General features: G+C 62.2%; 17 protein-coding genes. 5 read left to right on the plus strand and 12 right to left on the minus strand.

The genetic code is table 11. The annotated features are described in order from the left end of the window. Positions 1 to 183 precede the first annotated feature (183 nt). The 3 genes from ribA (at position 184) to O0882_RS00790 (ending at position 3,255) form a co-directional block, all read left to right on the plus strand. Positions 184 to 837: a GTP cyclohydrolase II gene (gene ribA / locus O0882_RS00780; protein ID WP_289944529.1), complete on the plus strand. Its 654-nt coding sequence runs from the start codon at positions 184 to 186 to the stop codon at positions 835 to 837. Between the two features lie 76 nt (positions 838 to 913). Next, a complete protein-coding gene (locus O0882_RS00785) occupies positions 914 to 2,281 on the plus strand; it encodes a serine protease (RefSeq protein WP_289944530.1) in 1,368 nt (455 codons plus the stop codon). Next, entirely contained in the window at positions 2,278 to 3,255 is a 978-nt protein-coding gene (locus tag O0882_RS00790; protein ID WP_289944532.1) for an FHA domain-containing protein, read from the plus strand. The genes O0882_RS00785 and O0882_RS00790 overlap by 4 nt, the downstream gene beginning before the upstream one ends. 96 nt (positions 3,256 to 3,351) lie before the next feature. Here O0882_RS00790 and O0882_RS00795 read toward each other — a convergent pair whose 3' ends face one another. After that, on the minus strand, positions 3,352 to 4,008 hold the full coding sequence (locus tag O0882_RS00795) for a CCXG family PEP-CTERM protein (RefSeq protein WP_289944534.1): 657 nt from the start codon (positions 4,006 to 4,008) through the stop codon (positions 3,352 to 3,354). Between the two features lie 525 nt (positions 4,009 to 4,533). Here O0882_RS00795 and O0882_RS00800 point away from each other — a divergent pair. Continuing rightward, positions 4,534 to 4,872 (plus strand): MmcQ/YjbR family DNA-binding protein, encoded by a 339-nt coding sequence (locus O0882_RS00800; RefSeq protein ID WP_289944537.1) that lies wholly within the window; start codon positions 4,534 to 4,536, stop codon positions 4,870 to 4,872. Here O0882_RS00800 and O0882_RS00805 read toward each other — a convergent pair whose 3' ends face one another. Further along, positions 4,873 to 5,493: a TetR/AcrR family transcriptional regulator gene (locus O0882_RS00805; protein WP_289944539.1), complete on the minus strand. Its 621-nt coding sequence runs from the start codon at positions 5,491 to 5,493 to the stop codon at positions 4,873 to 4,875. A gap of 92 nt (positions 5,494 to 5,585) precedes the next feature. On the opposite strand from O0882_RS00805, the gene O0882_RS00810 reads away from it, so the two are divergent. Next, the gene (locus O0882_RS00810) at positions 5,586 to 6,803 is read left to right on the plus strand and encodes an MFS transporter (protein ID WP_289944540.1); all 1,218 of its coding nucleotides are present in this window, start codon (positions 5,586 to 5,588) and stop codon (positions 6,801 to 6,803) included. A gap of 13 nt (positions 6,804 to 6,816) precedes the next feature. Here the strand turns inward: O0882_RS00810 and O0882_RS00815 are convergent, their stop codons facing one another. From O0882_RS00815 to O0882_RS00860, 10 genes are all read right to left on the minus strand, one after another. Continuing rightward, positions 6,817 to 7,119, minus strand: coding sequence for a hypothetical protein (locus O0882_RS00815; protein ID WP_289944542.1), 303 nt, complete (start codon positions 7,117 to 7,119; stop codon positions 6,817 to 6,819). Between the two features lie 57 nt (positions 7,120 to 7,176). After that, positions 7,177 to 8,406 carry a PQQ-dependent sugar dehydrogenase gene (locus O0882_RS00820; RefSeq protein ID WP_289944544.1) on the minus strand — a complete coding sequence of 410 codons (1,230 nt, stop codon included), beginning with the start codon at positions 8,404 to 8,406 and terminating at the stop codon, positions 7,177 to 7,179. A gap of 60 nt (positions 8,407 to 8,466) precedes the next feature. Next, positions 8,467 to 10,443, minus strand: coding sequence for a hypothetical protein (locus O0882_RS00825; RefSeq protein ID WP_289944547.1), 1,977 nt, complete (start codon positions 10,441 to 10,443; stop codon positions 8,467 to 8,469). A 220-nt stretch (positions 10,444 to 10,663) separates the two neighbouring features. Continuing rightward, on the minus strand, positions 10,664 to 11,167 hold the full coding sequence (ispF, locus tag O0882_RS00830) for a 2-C-methyl-D-erythritol 2,4-cyclodiphosphate synthase (RefSeq protein ID WP_289944549.1): 504 nt from the start codon (positions 11,165 to 11,167) through the stop codon (positions 10,664 to 10,666). A 20-nt stretch (positions 11,168 to 11,187) separates the two neighbouring features. After that, the gene (ispD, locus tag O0882_RS00835; RefSeq protein WP_289944551.1) at positions 11,188 to 11,901 is read right to left on the minus strand and encodes a 2-C-methyl-D-erythritol 4-phosphate cytidylyltransferase; all 714 of its coding nucleotides are present in this window, start codon (positions 11,899 to 11,901) and stop codon (positions 11,188 to 11,190) included. Positions 11,902 to 11,917: 16 nt separating this feature from the next. After that, positions 11,918 to 12,628, minus strand: a complete 711-nt coding sequence (locus O0882_RS00840; protein WP_289944556.1) for a hypothetical protein — start codon at positions 12,626 to 12,628, stop codon at positions 11,918 to 11,920. Then, positions 12,625 to 13,182, minus strand: coding sequence for an NUDIX hydrolase (locus tag O0882_RS00845; RefSeq protein WP_289944559.1), 558 nt, complete (start codon positions 13,180 to 13,182; stop codon positions 12,625 to 12,627). The genes O0882_RS00840 and O0882_RS00845 overlap by 4 nt, the downstream gene beginning before the upstream one ends. A gap of 75 nt (positions 13,183 to 13,257) precedes the next feature. Beyond that, positions 13,258 to 13,581, minus strand: a complete 324-nt coding sequence (locus tag O0882_RS00850; RefSeq protein WP_289944561.1) for a DUF2818 family protein — start codon at positions 13,579 to 13,581, stop codon at positions 13,258 to 13,260. A 3-nt stretch (positions 13,582 to 13,584) separates the two neighbouring features. Next, positions 13,585 to 15,087 carry an NADH-quinone oxidoreductase subunit NuoN gene (gene nuoN, locus O0882_RS00855; RefSeq protein WP_096236656.1) on the minus strand — a complete coding sequence of 501 codons (1,503 nt, stop codon included), beginning with the start codon at positions 15,085 to 15,087 and terminating at the stop codon, positions 13,585 to 13,587. Positions 15,088 to 15,103: 16 nt separating this feature from the next. Further along, a complete protein-coding gene (locus tag O0882_RS00860) occupies positions 15,104 to 16,603 on the minus strand; it encodes an NADH-quinone oxidoreductase subunit M (RefSeq protein ID WP_219133602.1) in 1,500 nt (499 codons plus the stop codon). Between the last annotated feature and the right edge of the window lie 10 nt (positions 16,604 to 16,613).

A 16,613-nucleotide genomic window follows, 5' to 3' on the forward strand; every position in this document is an offset into this window, starting at 1 on the left:
GGCCAGCCGTCTTGTAAAAGGCGGATCCGGCCGCAATTAGAGGGATAGTACCAGGCATTCCAGCCTTCAAATCTCAGCCAGGGGAAATGGTTTCCCCTGCTTTTTGGTATGATGACAGGGCGCGCCGGCACCGCAGTGGTGCGGCGCGCCTTTCTTTTGACAATTACCTATATGAGCACAACCATGCAAAGCGGCGCAGACCTCCTGGCGACAGGCGAATTGGATTACACGACTTCCTGCGCACTGCCGACGCCGTGGGCCCAGTTCACCCTGCACGCCTTTGTCGAACACGCCACGGGCAAGGAACATCTGGCCATGGTGCTGGGCGATGTCGGCAACGGCGAACCGGTACTGGCGCGCGTGCATTCCGAGTGCCTGACGGGCGACGTGCTGTTTTCCCAGCGCTGCGATTGCGGCGCCCAGCTCGAAGGCGCCTTGAAACGCATCGCCGAGGAAGGTCGCGGCATTTTGCTGTATCTGCGCCAGGAAGGACGCGGCATTGGCCTGATCAACAAGATCCGCGCCTATCGCCTGCAAGAAGCAGGCGCCGACACGGTGCAGGCGAATGAACAGCTGGGCTTCAAGGCCGATGCGCGCAACTACACCTTGTGCAAACCCATGTTTGCGCAATTCGGCATCAACAGCCTGCGTTTGATGACAAACAACCCGCGCAAGATCGCCGCCATGGAAGCGCTGGACATCACGGTGGCCGAACGGGTGCCGCTACTGGTCAACCGCAACGCCTTCAACCAGCATTATCTGAACACCAAGCAAAGCAAGCTCGGTCACATGATGACGCCGGAAACGGCGCCGGCGCTGGAAGACGGCGCCCTGTAATTGCCCGGGCTGGCGCGGAATGGCGCGTCACTTGGGCGCCGGGCCGGCCTCGCTCCTGCTCACGCACAAAGGATGCATGAAATTATCTAACTTCGCCTGCTTGCTGGCCAGCCTGTGCGCTGTCACAGGCGCCCACGCGGCTCCCACCGCCTCGACGCCCCCCGCCAAGCCGCCACCGGCCACCGCCGCGCCCGCCGCCACCGAACATGCAACCTTGCCGCCGCCCTCATCCGCTGCGCAAAAGCTGTACACGGCCGCGCGCGCCGACATCCTGCAAGTGCGCGTGCTGCTGAAAAACGGCCGCACGCAATCGTCGGTGGGCTCGGGCTTTTTGATCGGCACGGGCGACCTGGTGGTGAGCAACTATCACGTCGTGTCGCAATTCGCGCTCGACCCCGATACCTATGTGGGCGAATGGGTCGACACGAGTGGACAGCGGGGCAATGTGGAATTGCTGGCCGTCGACGTGCTGCACGACTTGGCCGTGCTGCGCGTGAACCGCCATGGCACGGGCTTTTTCAAGATGCCGGAACCGCTGGCGCCCCTGACTCAGGGCCAGTACCTGTATTCGATGGGCAATCCGCTGGACTTGGGCTTCGCCATTTCGGAAGGCTCGTACAACGGCGTCGTCACGCGCAGCTTCTACGACCAGCTGATGTTTACGGGCCCGATCAATGCCGGCATGAGCGGCGGCCCCAGCGTGACGGCCAGCGGTGACGTGGCCGGCGTGAACGTCTCGAAACGCCTCGATGGCGAACTCGTGAGTTTTCTCGTGCCGGCCCGCTATGCCCAGCAATTGCTGGCCAAGGTGGCCCAGCAAGGCAAGGCGCCGAAAGACTTCAAGCCGCTGGTGACGGCGCAGCTGCTGGCGCACCAGGAAGTGATGCTGGCGCGCCTGCTCGACACGCCATTGAGCCTGAAAGCCATGGGCCCGTATCGCGTGCCGGTGCGCGAGTCCGACCAGATGCGCTGCTGGGGCCGCTCCAACGTGAAGTCCGACAAGCCCTACATGCTCGACAACACCAGCTGCGCCATGGAATCGGCCATCTTCATTTCCGGCGCCCTGCAGACGGGGCAAGTGTCGATGCGCCACGAATTCCTGCGCAGCAGCGAACTGGGCGCGCTGCGCTTTTCCGAACTGGCCAGCGCCTCGTTCAAGAATGAAAGTTTCGGCAGCTACAAGAGCGTGCACTTGACTGGCCCCCATTGCACCGAACAGTTCGTCAAAAACAAGACCCTGCCCCTGCGCGCCGTCCTGTGCGTGCGCGCCTACCGCAAGTTTACAGGCCTGTACGACTTTGCCCTGCTGGCCGCCAGCACCGATGAGCCACTCATGAGCCTGCAAAGCCGCATCGACGCGCGCGGCGTGTCCTACGCCAACGGCATGCGCGTCACGCGCACCTTCCTCGAAGCGCTGTCGCGGGAAAGCAGCCGCAAGCCATGAAGCCGCCCTATTACATCGAAATCCTCGCCGAGAATGGCGAAGTACAGCAGCGCCAGCGCATCGACTCCCTGCCGATCCGCATCGGGCGCGGCTACGACAACGACTTCATCCTCGACGATGCGCATACGGCCGCCCGCCACGCCATCGTCGAGGACGACGGCGCAGGCGGCCTGCTGCTGCGCGACCTGGGCAGCCAGAATGGCGTGATCCACCGCGGCCAACGGCAACTGCAAGTGGCCCTGAGCGGCAACAGCATCGTGCGCCTGGGCCACACGCGCCTGCGCGTGCGCGCCAGCGACCAGCCTGTTGCGCCCGAATTGAGCGATACCACCAGGCACGACTGGGAAGGCTTGCGCCCCGCCGTCGCCGGTCTGGCCATGATCGGCGCCTCGGCCGCCTTCAGCAACTGGCTCAGTGATGCGGACGCCTTCGAGCCGATTTCCTACCTGATGATCATCGCCTACGCGCTGGCCGGCGGCCTCGTGTGGGCGTCGATCTGGGCCGTGGCGAACCGCCTGTTCGGCCATGTGGCGCGCTTCGGCCGCCACCTGTTCATCATCGGCTGCGGCTTGCTGGCCATGGAAGTGTGGGAACTGGGCAGCAATGTGGCGGCGTATGCGCTGTCGCTGGAAGTGCTGACGCGCTACGGGCGGCATATGTTCATCGTCATCGTCTGCGCCATGATCTACTACCATTTGTGCACGATCAAACCCCAGCATCCGCGCCGCTTCGGCCTCGTTGCCGTCGTGCTGGCCATCCTTGGCTCGACCCTGATTTTGCTGAGCAACCTGCAGATCAGCGGCCGCCTGGCCGACGAGGCCTACATGTCGGTGATCTACCCGCCGGCTCTGCGCCTGAGCCCGGATCACACGACGGAGGCTTTCTTCCGCGATGCGGCCGGCCTGCAGCGCGCCGTCGACGCCGAGCGAGGCAAGGCGGCCAGGGGCGAGGCGGACGACGACGGCGACGAGTAAGCGACGCAGACCGCGCATGCAAAAAGCCCGCCGCGTCCTTGCAGACGGGCGGGCTTTTTATCGCGCGCCCTCAGGCGCGGATGTCGGCGATCAAACTTAGAACTTGGCTTCCTGCTTGCGGCGCGCCGTAAAGCCCAGCAGGCCCAGGCCGATCAGCAGCATGGCGTAGGTAGTCGGTTCTGGCACGGCCGAGACCAGGCCATCGGTGCTGGAAAAGCTGGTGAAATTGCTGTTGCCCGCCTTGAACTGCGCTTGCTGGCCGCCATCGCAGCAGTTTTCCAGGCCATAGATGCTCAGAGTATGGTTGCCGGCCGCCAGCAAGCTCGAACCGCTGAGGAACTGGCTGCCATTGTTGTAGTTGCCTGCCCACCACATGTCGTTGCTCTTGAAGTCCAGCGCCACGCCGTCGAGGAACAGGGCGCCGCCCTTGCCGAAATCGACGCCGGTACGGAAGCTCCAGGCACCCGCATCGGCTGCGCTGACGCCAAAATTGACCACCGACTTGAAGGCGATGTTCGAACCATTGCCGAACAGGCCGCTATTCGTGACATTGTTGTAGCTGGCAATCGTCGTCGTGCCATAACCGGCGCCCGGCGTAGCCACGGCGGTATTCACCACGGACTGGTAAGCGGCGGCGGAAGCTTGCGCGCTGGCGTTCGAGAAACCGGTGGACACGGTGATGGTGCTGGCGTTCGCGTGGGCAAACACACCGACAGCGATCAGGGACAGGGCGATTTTAGGCAAGTTCTTCATGATGGTATCCAATAAGTAAATATTCAGTGAGTGCCGCAGGCGGGCGCTGGCGCCGAACGCACGCTGCATTGAGGCGTTCCGGCATAGCGCTAGGCATTGCAAGTAGAGCGGTCGGGAGCGTAACTTCCGCGTAACAGCGCGGACTTGCGGCGTGCCATGGCGGCACTGCAAGCGTCCTGGAAAGGGGGCGGGTTCCCGGGACAAAGCCAGACGGTTGACGGGTCAGGTAAGACGTTGTAGCTATTCTATCTTAAATTCCACACAAGCAAAGTATTTTTCTTTTAACCACTAAAGATATTTTTCTGACAATCACTTTCCTGTCGGCTGAAAAGTGCCATGTGCCAAGCTGATGCCGGGGCTGCGCGCCCAAGCGGGCGGCGCGTGGCATGTCGCGGCGGCACCACAGACGGGGCCGCCACTGTCGCGTGGCGCGCATTTCTTTTCACATGCCGCTGCACCACGGGGCGAAGCAGCATGGCAAAATGCATACATGCAGCTATCTGTCCGATGAGGGGGAAAGAGGAAATGGTCGACCTGGAAGAACTACGCTATCTGGCACTGTCGTTTCCCGACACCACCGAGGAAGAACACCAAGACCGTCCAGCCTTCCGCGTGGGCGGGAAGATCTTTGCCACCCTGCCCGACGACGAGCACATCAACGTGCTGCTCGATGCGGAAGCGGCGCATATCGCCACCGTCATCACGCCGTCCGGCTGTCAAAAGCTGTGGTGGGGCGAACGCCTGGCCGGCATCACGGTGCGCCTGGCGGATGCCGAGCTGGACATGCTGGCCGCCGCCCTGACGGCCGCCTGGCGGCGCAAGGCGCCCAGCGACCTGGCCAAGACCATCGCCCCGACCGGGTAGTTACATCGGCCAATTGCGCAGCAGCAAGCCCACCATCTGCTGCAGTTGCTCGCGCGATACACCCGCCGCCGCCTGGATGGCCATGCCCTGCGACAAAGTCACGACAAAGCGCGCCTGCTGCTCGGGACAGGAATCGGGCGGTAAATCGCCCTCCTCCCTGGCGCGCCGCAAGCGGTCGCGCAATTTGATTTCACCGCGCAGCCGGCGCGCAAACAATTCATCGCGGATCGGCAAGGCATCGTCGCTGCAGGCGAGCGCGGCATTGACGCCCATGCAGCCGTGCGGGCCGTCCGGCATGGTTTGCGCATCGACATACTGCGTCAACAGGGCTTCCACCACCTGGCGTGCCGTTGGCTGTTCCAGCGCCGCATCGAAAAACTGCATGCGCGTGTCGCTGTAGCGTTCGAGCGCCTTGTGGAACAGCTGTTCCTTGTTGCCGAAGACAGCATACAGGCTGGGCCGGTTCATGCCCATGGCTTTCGTCAGTTCCGGCAGGGAACTGCCTTCATAGCCCTTTTCCCAGAACACTTTCATGGCGCAATCGAGCGCTTCGTCCGCGTCGAAAGTGCGTGGCCGGCCCGTTTTCGCCTTGACCGCTGGCTCTTTTTTATTTTGTTTCATACCGTTTGGTAAAAAATTATTGACAACACTGTCTGCCTGCCCTGATTATATACCGACCGGTTAAAAACCTCTCGGCTTTTCAGGAACCTCACATGCAAACACTTTCCAACGCTACTGACAACGATACCACCGTGGCGCCGTGGCTGGCTGTTCTGTCCGTCGGCATCGGCGCCTTCGCCCTCGTCACGTCCGAATTCCTGCCCGTCGGCCTGCTGCCCGCCATGGCGGCCGAACTGGCCATCAGCAAGGGCCAGGCGGGACTGATGATCACCACGCCCGGCATCGTTGCCGCGTTTGCCGCCATCTTCGTCACCGTCGGCTCGGGCCGCCTGGACCGCCGCATCGTGCTGCTGGCCCTCACCGCCCTGCTGGTCGTTTCGAACCTGCTGGTGGCGCTGGCCCCCTCGTATGCCTGGATACTGCTGGGCCGCGCCATGCTGGGCGTGGGCGTGGGCGGCTTCTGGGCCATCGGCAGCGCCATCGGCCCGCGCCTGGTGGCGCCGCAACATGCGTCGCGCGCCATGTCCATCATCTTCGCCGGCGTCTCGCTGGGTACGGTGGCGGGCGTGCCGGCCGGTGCGCTGGTGGGCGAGCTGGTCGGCTGGCGGGTCGCTTTCGGCGCAGCGAGTGCCATTGCCGTGCTGGTCTTCCTCGGCCAGCTGTTGCTGTTGCCCAAGCTGCCACCGACACAGGCCATCCGCCTGCGCCAGTTGCCGATGATTTTCGGCATTCGCAAGGCCAGGCTGGGCCTGATCGCCACGGCCATGCTGTTCACGGGCCAGTTCGCCGCCTACACGTATATCGCGCCCTTCCTCACACAGATTTCGCACCTGGCCGCCGGCACCGTCAGCGCCATGCTGCTGGTGTACGGCGCTTCCGGCTTCATCGGCAACCTGGTGGGCGGCTGGGCCGCGGGGCGCTACGAACGGGCAGCGCTGATGCTGACGGGCGCCGTGCTGGGCCTGTCCACCCTGGCGCTGGCCGCGCTCGGCAGTCATTCGGTGACGGCGATGCTGCTGGTGGCCGTCTGGGGTTTCGGTTTCGGCGCCATGCCCATCGCCGTGCAGACGTGGATGTTCAAGGCCGCGCCACACTTGATGGAAGGCAGCAGCGCGCTGTTCGTTGCCATCGTGCAAGTGTCGCTGGCGTCCGGCGCCTTGCTCGGCGGCATGGCCGTCGACCGGCTGGGCGTGTCCAGCGCGATGGTGGTGGGCGGCGTGTTCGCCCTCGGCTGCGCCTTGACGATCGCCATCTTTGGCAAGCCGCAAGCCAGCGCCAAGGCGGACGCCGGTGCGGCTTGCGAAGCCTAGCAGGGAAGTCGGTTCAGATGCGCCCGCGGCGAAATTCGCCGAGGAATTTCGTCACGTCGGCCGGCGTCATCACCACATCCACGTCGCCATGATATGCATACAGGAAAGGCGTGCCGCCCAAGCGGTCCGTCAGCTTGGCAAACAGTAAAAAGCGGCTGCCCAGCGGATAGTGTTGCAGGTCGACCAGGCGGCGTGAGCACTGCACGGCCAGCTCGGGCGAAAAGGCCTGGCCTGGCACGGGACGGATTTCCACGCGGCCATGAATCGCGCGCGATTCGACGGCGACGTGCCGGTATGCATAAGTATCACGGGCCATGCCGCCACCTTGAATGAAGTAAAGGCGCCATCTTAAGCGAAGTGGGCGCCGGCCGTGCTACTGCGCCACGATGCGCAGCAAGCGGCCATTGTCTTCATCCGTCAGCGCATACAGATAGCCATCCGGTCCCTGGCGCACGTCGCGCACGCGCGCGCCGATGGCCAGGCGGTCCTGCCCCGTCACCTTGCCGTTCGCATCGACGGCGATGCGGCGGATATCCTTGGCCGCCAGGCCGCCACTGAAGATGCTGCCGCGCCAGGCGACGATCTTGTCGCCCGTGTAGACGGCCAGCCCCGACGGGGCCGGCGACGGCACCCAGGCCACGCTCGGATTGAGCATGCCCGCCACCTCATGCTTGCCGATGGGTTCGTGCGTCGTGTAGTCGGCGCCGTAGCTTTGCAGGGGCCAGCCGTAGTTGCCGCCCGCCACCACCAGGTTCAGCTCGTCGCCGCCATACGGACCGTGTTCCGTGGCCCACACGCGGCCCGAGACGGGATCGAGCGCCAGACCCTGCACGTTGCGGTGGCCGTATGACCAGATTTCCGGCAAGGCGCCCTTGGCCGCCAGCGGATTGCCGGGCGCGGGCTTGCCGTCTTCCGTCAGGCGCAGGATGGAACCCTGGTGCGTGGCCAGGTTCTGCGCCTGCTCGCGCGCCAGGCGGTCGCCTATGCGCAGCGGCGGATTGCCACCGTCGGCCACGCTCATCAGCAAAGTGCCGTCCGGCAGCCACAGCAGGCGAGAACCGAAATGCTGGCCGCCGCTCTTGTCCGTGGCCACCTTGAACAGGGTCTGGATGCCCGTCACCTTCTTGCCATCGAACACGCCGCGCACCAGGGTCGTGCGGTTGGCGTCATTGTTGCCCGTCGACACCGTCATGTAGACTCTTGGCGCGGCCTTGCCCGCATCCTGCGGGTGAATGACGATATCGAGCAAGCCGCCCTGCCCGCCCGTAAACACCTTGGGCATGCCTTCCAGCGCCACGTCCTCGAATTTTTTGCCATTCAGCAAATGCAAAGTGCCCTGCTTGCTGGTGACGAGCGCGCGCCCCTCATCCAGCCAGGCGATGCCCCACGGCTGGCGCACGCCCTGCGCGACGGTCTCGGCCTTCCACCCCTGTCTGGCGGCGGGCGGCTCGCCCGTGGCTTGCAGTTCGGCATGGGCGGGCATGGCGCAAGCCGCGAAGGCTCCCAGCAGCAGTGCGGTGGCAAGGCGTGTGCGCTTGATGGTTGGCATCGGGAATTCTCCTGTGTCGTCAATGAAAAAGGCGGCCGCGATGGTCTTTGCCATCGCGCCGCCTTCTAAAAATAGCACAGATTGCACGGCGGTCGCGCCGCCGTTTTCATGCGATCAGCGATACACCAGATAGTACCTCGCGCGCTGCGTGCTTTTCTGCGCGCCGCCCGTCTGCACCAGCGCCACCGGGTCACCGGCGGCCGTATGGAAGATGCCGATGCCGTAGCTGGGTTCGCCGCCGATGTACGGCAAGGTGACATCGTCTGCAGGGAACAACAGATCTCCTGTGAAACGCTTGTAGCTGGCTTGATACGCCGGATCACTGCCGAGATAGCCGAGGCCATCACGCTCCATCACCAGCGCCTCCGCCTTGACGGGCGAATAGCTCATCGACAACACGCCGTTGTTCGTATTACTCAGAGCAAAGCGACCAACGTATACCAGCGTATCCGCGTTGAAGTATGTACCGCTTGCCGTAAATAGCAGGTCTTCCTTGGGTGACAAGAAAAACGGCGCGGCCATCGGGATCGGATGCGGCATGAAAATAGAGTAGGAGGTTTGCAAGATATAGCCTTGCTGCGAATTAACGAGAAAAGCCGAGGGCTGGAACAGTGGCTCCTCATTGATGGTAACGAGTCCCTTGTTCAGCGATGCCACGAAGATACCCCTCATTTCACCATAGAAACCTCCCCTCGTGGTGCTCTTCTCTACAAGCTGGCCAGTACGCGCATTGAACCCTTCCAACACAGGCTCTCTGAGCGATCCCTTGGATTGACCGGACAGAAAGACAATGCCCGCGTCGGTCGTGAACACTTCCGTCTGCGAACCGGCTGTGCCGGTCGAACGCAGCAGTTTCCCCGCTTCCAGATCAATCAGGCTGACCGCCCCCTCATGCAACACGCCGGCCAGTTTTCCGTCTGCACTCAGACTGAAGGACTTGACGGCGGCAGGCAAACTGACGCTGCTGAAAGTGCCATCGGCCGGATTAATGATTTTCAAGCTATCGGGATTGGGCGTCACCACGATCAGTCGGTCCATTCCCTTGCTGTAATGCGCCTCCAAAGGCCTGAACGGCAACGCCACGACACTGTAGGTGGGGACGATCACATTGAGCTTCAGGTAGGCCACCGCCGTTTGCCGGCCACTGGTGACCGTCATCGACAGCACATACGCGCCGGTCACGTCTGGCGTGAACGACGGCACTACCGCCGTTGCTGCCCCGATCACGGCGACGGAACCGGCAGGCTGGCTGTCAACCGCCCATGCATAAGCGAGTTTGCCGCCTCCGTCGTCATAACTCAGGATGCCGCTGGTCACCACCGGCTGGCCGACGGGCACTGTTTGATTTTCACGGCTGATGACAGCGACCGTGCCTTGGATCACGCCGGATGGCATCGTATTATTAGCATCGAACTGGTACACCGTTTCGGCATATGCGCCCTTGCCATCCGCACCGCGGGCGCGTATTTTATACAGGCCCAGCACATCGGGCGAGAAACGGGCAACCTGATCGACAACGCGCAAATTGGATGTGCTGCCAGCCGGTTTTTCGATCAAATCCCACGTGGTGGTGACCTTGTCACCGTCAGCGTCAGTGCTGCCGGTGGCGTCGAGAACGATACCGGCTCCCATCGACACACTCACGGCTGGTTTGACAAGTGCTTGCGCCGTAAAAGTGGCATTGACCACCACCACCGCATTCGGTACCCGGTTATTCACCAGCACGGTGGCGTTCTTTTCTGCAAAGCCGCCCTTGCTATTCGTCACGCGCAGCTTGAAGATATAGGTGCCCAGGGCATCGGGCTGGAAGTTCAGTTTGGGGGTCGTGACAGCGCCGATGTTCAAGCCGCTGCCGGCAGGTTTGGAGACCATGCTCCAGGCAAAACTCAGCGTCCCGCCGTCGCTATCCTTGCTGCTACCGGCATCGAGTTCAATCTGCCCGCCCATGCTGCCAATGGCATCGGCACCTTCCGCCGCCGCCGACACGGCGCCGGCAAACAGGATGGCAGCCTGCGGCACGATCGCCACGGGCGGTGGCGCCGCAGTTTCGCTGCCACCGCCACCACCGCCGCACCCGGCCAGCATGGCCACGGCCAACATCCCAACGCCCAACCAACGCACGACTGGCCCTTGCATACGACTGCGCATATGATTCCGTTCTCTCAATATTTCCCGTGGTTATAAGGTGACGTCTTGTCGCGTCCGAAAAAGCGGACAAATATTATCATGACAATAACGTTAAATTTTCACCAAATTTTACTTTGGAAATATTAATTTTCAGGAATCATTAAAAAGGGGCTGCCGAATATGCTCAGGCGCGCAGCAGCAAGGCCACGGCTTCGGCCGCGATGCCTTCTTCACGGCCCAGGTAGCCCAGCTTTTCATTCGTCTTGGCCTTGATGTTGACCTGACTCACACTCACGCCCAGGTCTTCGGCCACGTTGGCGCACATGGCGGCGATGTGCGGCGCCATTTTCGGGCGCTGGGCGATGATGGTGGCGTCGATATTGCCGATGATATAACCGGTGGCTTGCACGCGGCGCACGGCTTCGCGCAGCAGGGTGCGCGAATCGGCGCCCTTGAATTGCGCATCCGTGTCGGGGAAATGGCGGCCGATGTCGCCCAGGGCGGCGGCGCCGAAGATGGCGTCGGTAATCGCGTGCAGCAGCACGTCCGCGTCGGAATGGCCGAGCAGGCCCAGGTGATGGGGAATCTTCACGCCGCCGATGATCAGGTCGCGGTGTTCCACCAGCGCGTGGCAGTCATAGCCCTGGCCAATGCGGAAAGGCAGTACGGGAGTGGTGATGGTCGTCATGCGGTCTTTCTGTTCAGGATTCAAGGATGGGCCAAGTACAGCTCGGCCGTGTGTATGTCGCGCGGCAAGGTTACCTTCAGGTTGCGCGGGTGGCCCTCAATGAGCCTGGGTGCCAGGCCCAGCGCTTCGACGGCGCTGGCGTCGTCCGTGATCGCTTGCGGATCGGGCGCTTGCGACAAGGCCCGGTGCAGCAAGGCATAGCTGAACATTTGCGGCGTCTGCGCCAGCCACAGGCCGTCGCGCGGCACCGTCTGCGCCGACAGGCTGCCCGGCCCCGCCCGCTTGACGGTGTCGACCACGGGCAAGGCCAGCAAGCCGCCGGCCGGATGTTCACCGACTTCGGTAATGAGCTTTGCGATCAGCGCCGGCGTCAGGCCGGGCCGCGCCGCATCGTGCACCAGCACCTGGTCGTGGGCGGACAGGCTGCCGTGCAGCGCCTGCAAGCCATTCAAGATCGTTTCCATGCGCGTGGCGCCGCCGCAGCGCAGCACCGATATGCCAACCCCTGCGCCTTGCTCGGGCACGACCGTGTCAATCAGGCCATCCTCGGCGCTGACGACAATGTAGGTATGCGCGATCAGCGGGCTGGCGAGAAAGGCATCCACGGCGTGGCGCAGCATGGGTTTGCCGGCGATGGGTAAATATTGCTTGGGACTGCCCGCATCCATGCGCGCACCCACGCCGGCGGCGGGGATCAGCGCAAAATAACGGGGACGATTCGATGCTGCTGTCATGCGCTTCCTTGTCTTGTCACTGCTGGGCGGACTGTACCTTGCCCGCCAGGATGTTCTGGATTTCGCCCTTGCACGCCTTGCCCAGGCGCGCATATTCCTGCGGCGAATCGATGGCGGCCTGCAAGACTTCCACCTTGCGCATCTCGGCCTTGACGTATGGCAACCAGCCCGTATCGATCTCGCGCGCCAGCGCCGCCTTGGCCGTGCCGCTGGGCGCATACAGGGGCCGCGCCTCGAAACGTCTGGCCAACGCCGCGCGCACGGTCTTTTCCACGCGCGGCAAATGTTCCATATAGGTCTTCATGTGCCGCAGTTCATGCGCGAGTATCTCATCATACGCGCAAGTGCCCGGGGCAAATTCACGGCCGATATAGATCACCACGGGCGCATACGTCAGGGTCACGGTGATCTGCGGCGCCACGCATTCATAGCCGCTGGCAGGATCTTGCAGCATGGGCCCGGCCAGGCCAATTTGCACTTGCGACTCGGTCTTCGTCAGGCCCAGCACCCAGGTATTCGCGCGCGCCGTGCCCTTCATCACGGTCAGCGCCTTGTACGGCAGATGCGTGTCGATGCTGTAGCCGTTCTGCTGCGCCGTCAGCACGGACACCGTCTTGCTGATCGTGTCTTCGCAGCGCACCTGGAACGGCGTGCGCGCCTGCGCCTGTGCACCCAGGGTGACACAGGCAAGCAGCAGGAAAATGGGCAGGCGCAGGCGCAAGATCAAGCCGCTTGCCAGGCGCCGCTGGTGATCTTGTCGAGCCAGAAGATGCCGATGACGGTTTTCACGTCGGTGATCGTGCCATCCTTGACCCAGTCGAGCAGCTGCGGCACGGTGGCCGTAAACGTTTCCAGGAACTCGCCCTCGTCCAGACGGCGCTCGCCGGCGACCAGGCCGCGCGCCAGAAACAGTTCCAGGTGTTCATCGGAATACGCGATGGCGTTGTGGATGGTGGAGACGAATTGCCAGTCGCTGGCCGTGTAGCCCGTTTCTTCCAGCAACTCGCGCTGGGCGCACGCCAGATGCGATTCTCCCGAATCGATCTTGCCGGCCGGGAATTCAATGAAGACCCTGTCCAGCGGATAGCGGTACTGGCGTTCCATCAGCACCGTGCCATCGTCGAGCAGCGGCAGGATGACGACGGCGCCCGGATGCAGAATGAATTCGCGCACCGTCATCTTGCCGTCAGGCAGGGTCACCCGGTCGCGCTGCACTCGCAGGAAGCCGCCCTGGTAGACGAGTTCGCCGTCAACTTTGGTCTCAGTTAAATTCATATCCATGTGTTCTGTATCCATACGTTGATTATGCTCAATAAAAAAAAACGGCGCCAGAGGCGCCGCTTTCGGTCGATGGGGCTAGCGCCGCTTGCGCAAGTAGCGTCCGACAAAGCCGGGAAAAGCCAGCACCAGAAACAGACAACCGGTGATGGCGTAAAACTCCCACGTCTGCGGAAAAGCGTTGCCGATGCGCGCTTCGAGCGCGAACGCCACGGCGCCGACGATGAAATACAGAATCACCATCTCCAGCAGGCGCAGCGCCAGCGGCTTGCGCCAGCCCTGCTCTGCCTGCGCCGCTTTTTTCAGCGGCACGGCGGCAAACAGTTTCTCATTCAGAAATGGCAGGTTGGCGCCCAGGATACCCAGGGCGATCACCAGCCAGCTCGAGGCGGTGACATCCATCGGTCAGGACGCCAGGGTCTTGGTGATGGCGGTCGCGCAGGCAGCCAGGATGCTGTTAGGCATCACACCGAGGGCCAGGACGAACACGCCGTTCAGGGCCAGCACCACGCGCATGTCGCCATGCACGACCAGTGCGTTGGTGTCCGTCGGCTCGTCGAACCACATCATCTTCACGACGCGCAGGTAGTAGAAGGCGCCGATCAGCGAGAACAGCACGGCGGCGATGGTCAGCCACAGCTGGCCCGTGGCCAGCACGGAGGCCAGCACCGAATACTTGGCCATGAAGCCCATCAGCGGCGGCACGCCGGCCAGCGAGAACATGAACAGGGTCATCACCAGCGCGAAGATCGGGCTGCGTTTGCCCAGGCCCTTGAAGTCGGCCAGTTCTTCTGCTTCGAAACCATTACGTGCCAACAACATGATCACGCCAAAGGTACCCAGCGTGGTGAACACGTAGGTGATGACGTAGTACATCGAGGCGCCGTAGGCGGTGGCTGCGCCAGCCGCGTTCAGGGTGTTGTTCGGCGCATCGACGGTGCCGGACAGCAGACCCAGCAGCACGAAGCCCATTTGCGCGATGGTCGAGTACGCCAACATGCGCTTCAGGTTCGTTTGCGCGATGGCGGTGAAGTTACCGATGGCCAGCGACATCACGGCCAGCACCAGCAGCATTTGCTGCCAGTCATGCGCCATCGGCAGCAAGCCCTCGCCCAGCAAACGCAGGGTGATGGCAAACGCGGCCAGTTTCGGCGCACCGCCCAGCAGCAAGGTCACGGCTGTTGGCGAACCTTGATACACGTCAGGCACCCACATGTGGAATGGCACGACGCCCAGTTTGAAGGCCAGGCCAGCGACCAGGAACACCAGGCCGAAGACCATGATGGTGCCGTTGGTCTTGCCGTTTTCCAGCGCCACGCGCAGTTCGCCCAGGTCCAGCGTGCCGGAGGCGCCGTACAGCATCGAGATACCGTACAACATGAAACCGGAAGCCAGCGCGCCCAGGATGAAGTATTTCATGGCCGCTTCCGTGGCCTTGGCATTGTCACGGCGCAGAGCGATCAGTGCATACAGCGACAGCGACATCAGTTCCAGACCCAGGTAGATGATCAGGAAGTTGTTGGCCGAGATCATGATCATCTGGCCCAGCAGTGCAAACAGGGCCAGCACATAGAACTCGCCGCCCAGGTTGCCCGACAGCATGCTGCGGTCGGTGGCATAGGCACGCGAGTAGATCAGGGTCAGCGCCACGGCGCCATACGAGAACAGTTTCAGCAACTGCGACATCGGGTCCGACACGAACATGTTGTGGAACGTGTAGACGGTGGTGCCCGCGTTGAAGTCGCCCACTGTCAGCAAGGCGCAGCCGGCCAGGGTCAGCAAGGACAGCGCATAGGTGATCGAACGCTTCGCCGCAGGCAAGAACATATCGATCAGCAAGAGCGCCGACGTGGCGATCAGCAGAAAGATTTCCGCGTACAGCGGTACCAGATTAGGTGCATTAGTCATGTTATCGGTCTTCTATTTAAGGCAACTTGCTGATGGCGACATGCTGCAGCAGGTCGGCAACCGAAGTTTGCATCGTGTCGGTGAACGGGGCTGGGTACAGACCCATCACGAGCACGGCGATGGCCAGCACAGCAAGCATGAAGAATTCACGTTTGTTGATGTCGGTCAATTCGGCCACATGCTTGTTCTTGATCTTGCCGAACACCACGCGCTTGGCCATCCACAGCGAGTACGCCGCGCCCCAGATCAGTGCCGTTGCAGCCAGCAGACCGATCCAGAAGTTGTATTGCACCGCACCCAGGATCACCATGAACTCGCCGACGAAGCCGGAAGTCGCTGGCAAACCGCAGTTGGCCATCGAGAACAGCACGAACAAGGCGGCAAATTTCGGCATGCGGTTCACGACGCCGCCGTAGTCGGCGATGTTGCGGGTATGCATGCGGTCATACAGCACGCCGATGCACAGGAACATCGCAGCGGAGATGAAGCCGTGCGAGACCATCTGCACGATACCGCCCTGCACCGAAATGTCGTTGAACATGAAGAAGCCCAGGGTCACAAAACCCATGTGCGCGATCGACGAATAGGCGACCAGTTTTTTCATGTCGGTTTGCACCAGGGCAACCAGACCGATGTAGATGACGGCGATCAGCGACAAGGCGATCATGAAACCCGACAGGTAGTGGCTGGCGTCCGGCGTGATCGGCAGCGAAAAACGCAGGAAGCCGTAGGCGCCCAGTTTCAGCATGATGGCGGCCAGCACGGCGGAACCACCGGTAGGCGCTTCCACGTGGACGTCCGGCAACCACGTGTGGACCGGGAACATCGGCACTTTCACGGCAAACGCCATCAGGAAGGCCAGGAAGATGAAGATCTGTTCGTTCATCGTCAGCTTGAACGCATGCCAGGCCAGGATGTCGAAGGTACCCGACACATTGCGCAGGTAGATGATGGCAACCAGGGTCAGCAGCGAACCGAAGAAGGTGTACAGGAAGAACTTGAACGACGCGTACACGCGGTTCGAACCGCCCCAGATACCGATGATGATGAACATCGGGATCAGGGTTGCTTCAAAGAAGAAGTAGAACAGCAAGCCGTCCAGCGCGCAGAACACGCCGATCATCAGACCCGACAGAATCAAGAAGGCACCCATGTACTGGGCGATGCGCTTCTCGATCACTTGCCAGGCCGAAATGACGACGATGACCGTGATGAACGCCGTCAGTGGAATGAACCACAGCGACAGGCCATCGATACCCAGCGAGTACCAGATATTGAAAGTTTCAATCCACGGTGCTTTTTCGACGAATTGCATGCCGTGCGCGGCGTTGTCGAAATGCTGGATCAGCGGCAAGGTGCACAGCATGCTGAGCACGGCGCCAGCCAGCGACAGCCAGCGGGTAAAGCCCGCTTTGCTGTCACGGCCAAGAGCCAGGACCAGGACGCCGCAAATGATCGGCACCCAGATCGACAGACTCAGGTAAGGAGGTAGTGTAGAAATCGTAGACTGCATCATGGTTCTCAGT

The sequence above is a fragment of the Janthinobacterium sp. SUN073 genome (assembly GCF_030397665.1).
Taxonomy (GTDB): domain Bacteria; phylum Pseudomonadota; class Gammaproteobacteria; order Burkholderiales; family Burkholderiaceae_D; genus Janthinobacterium.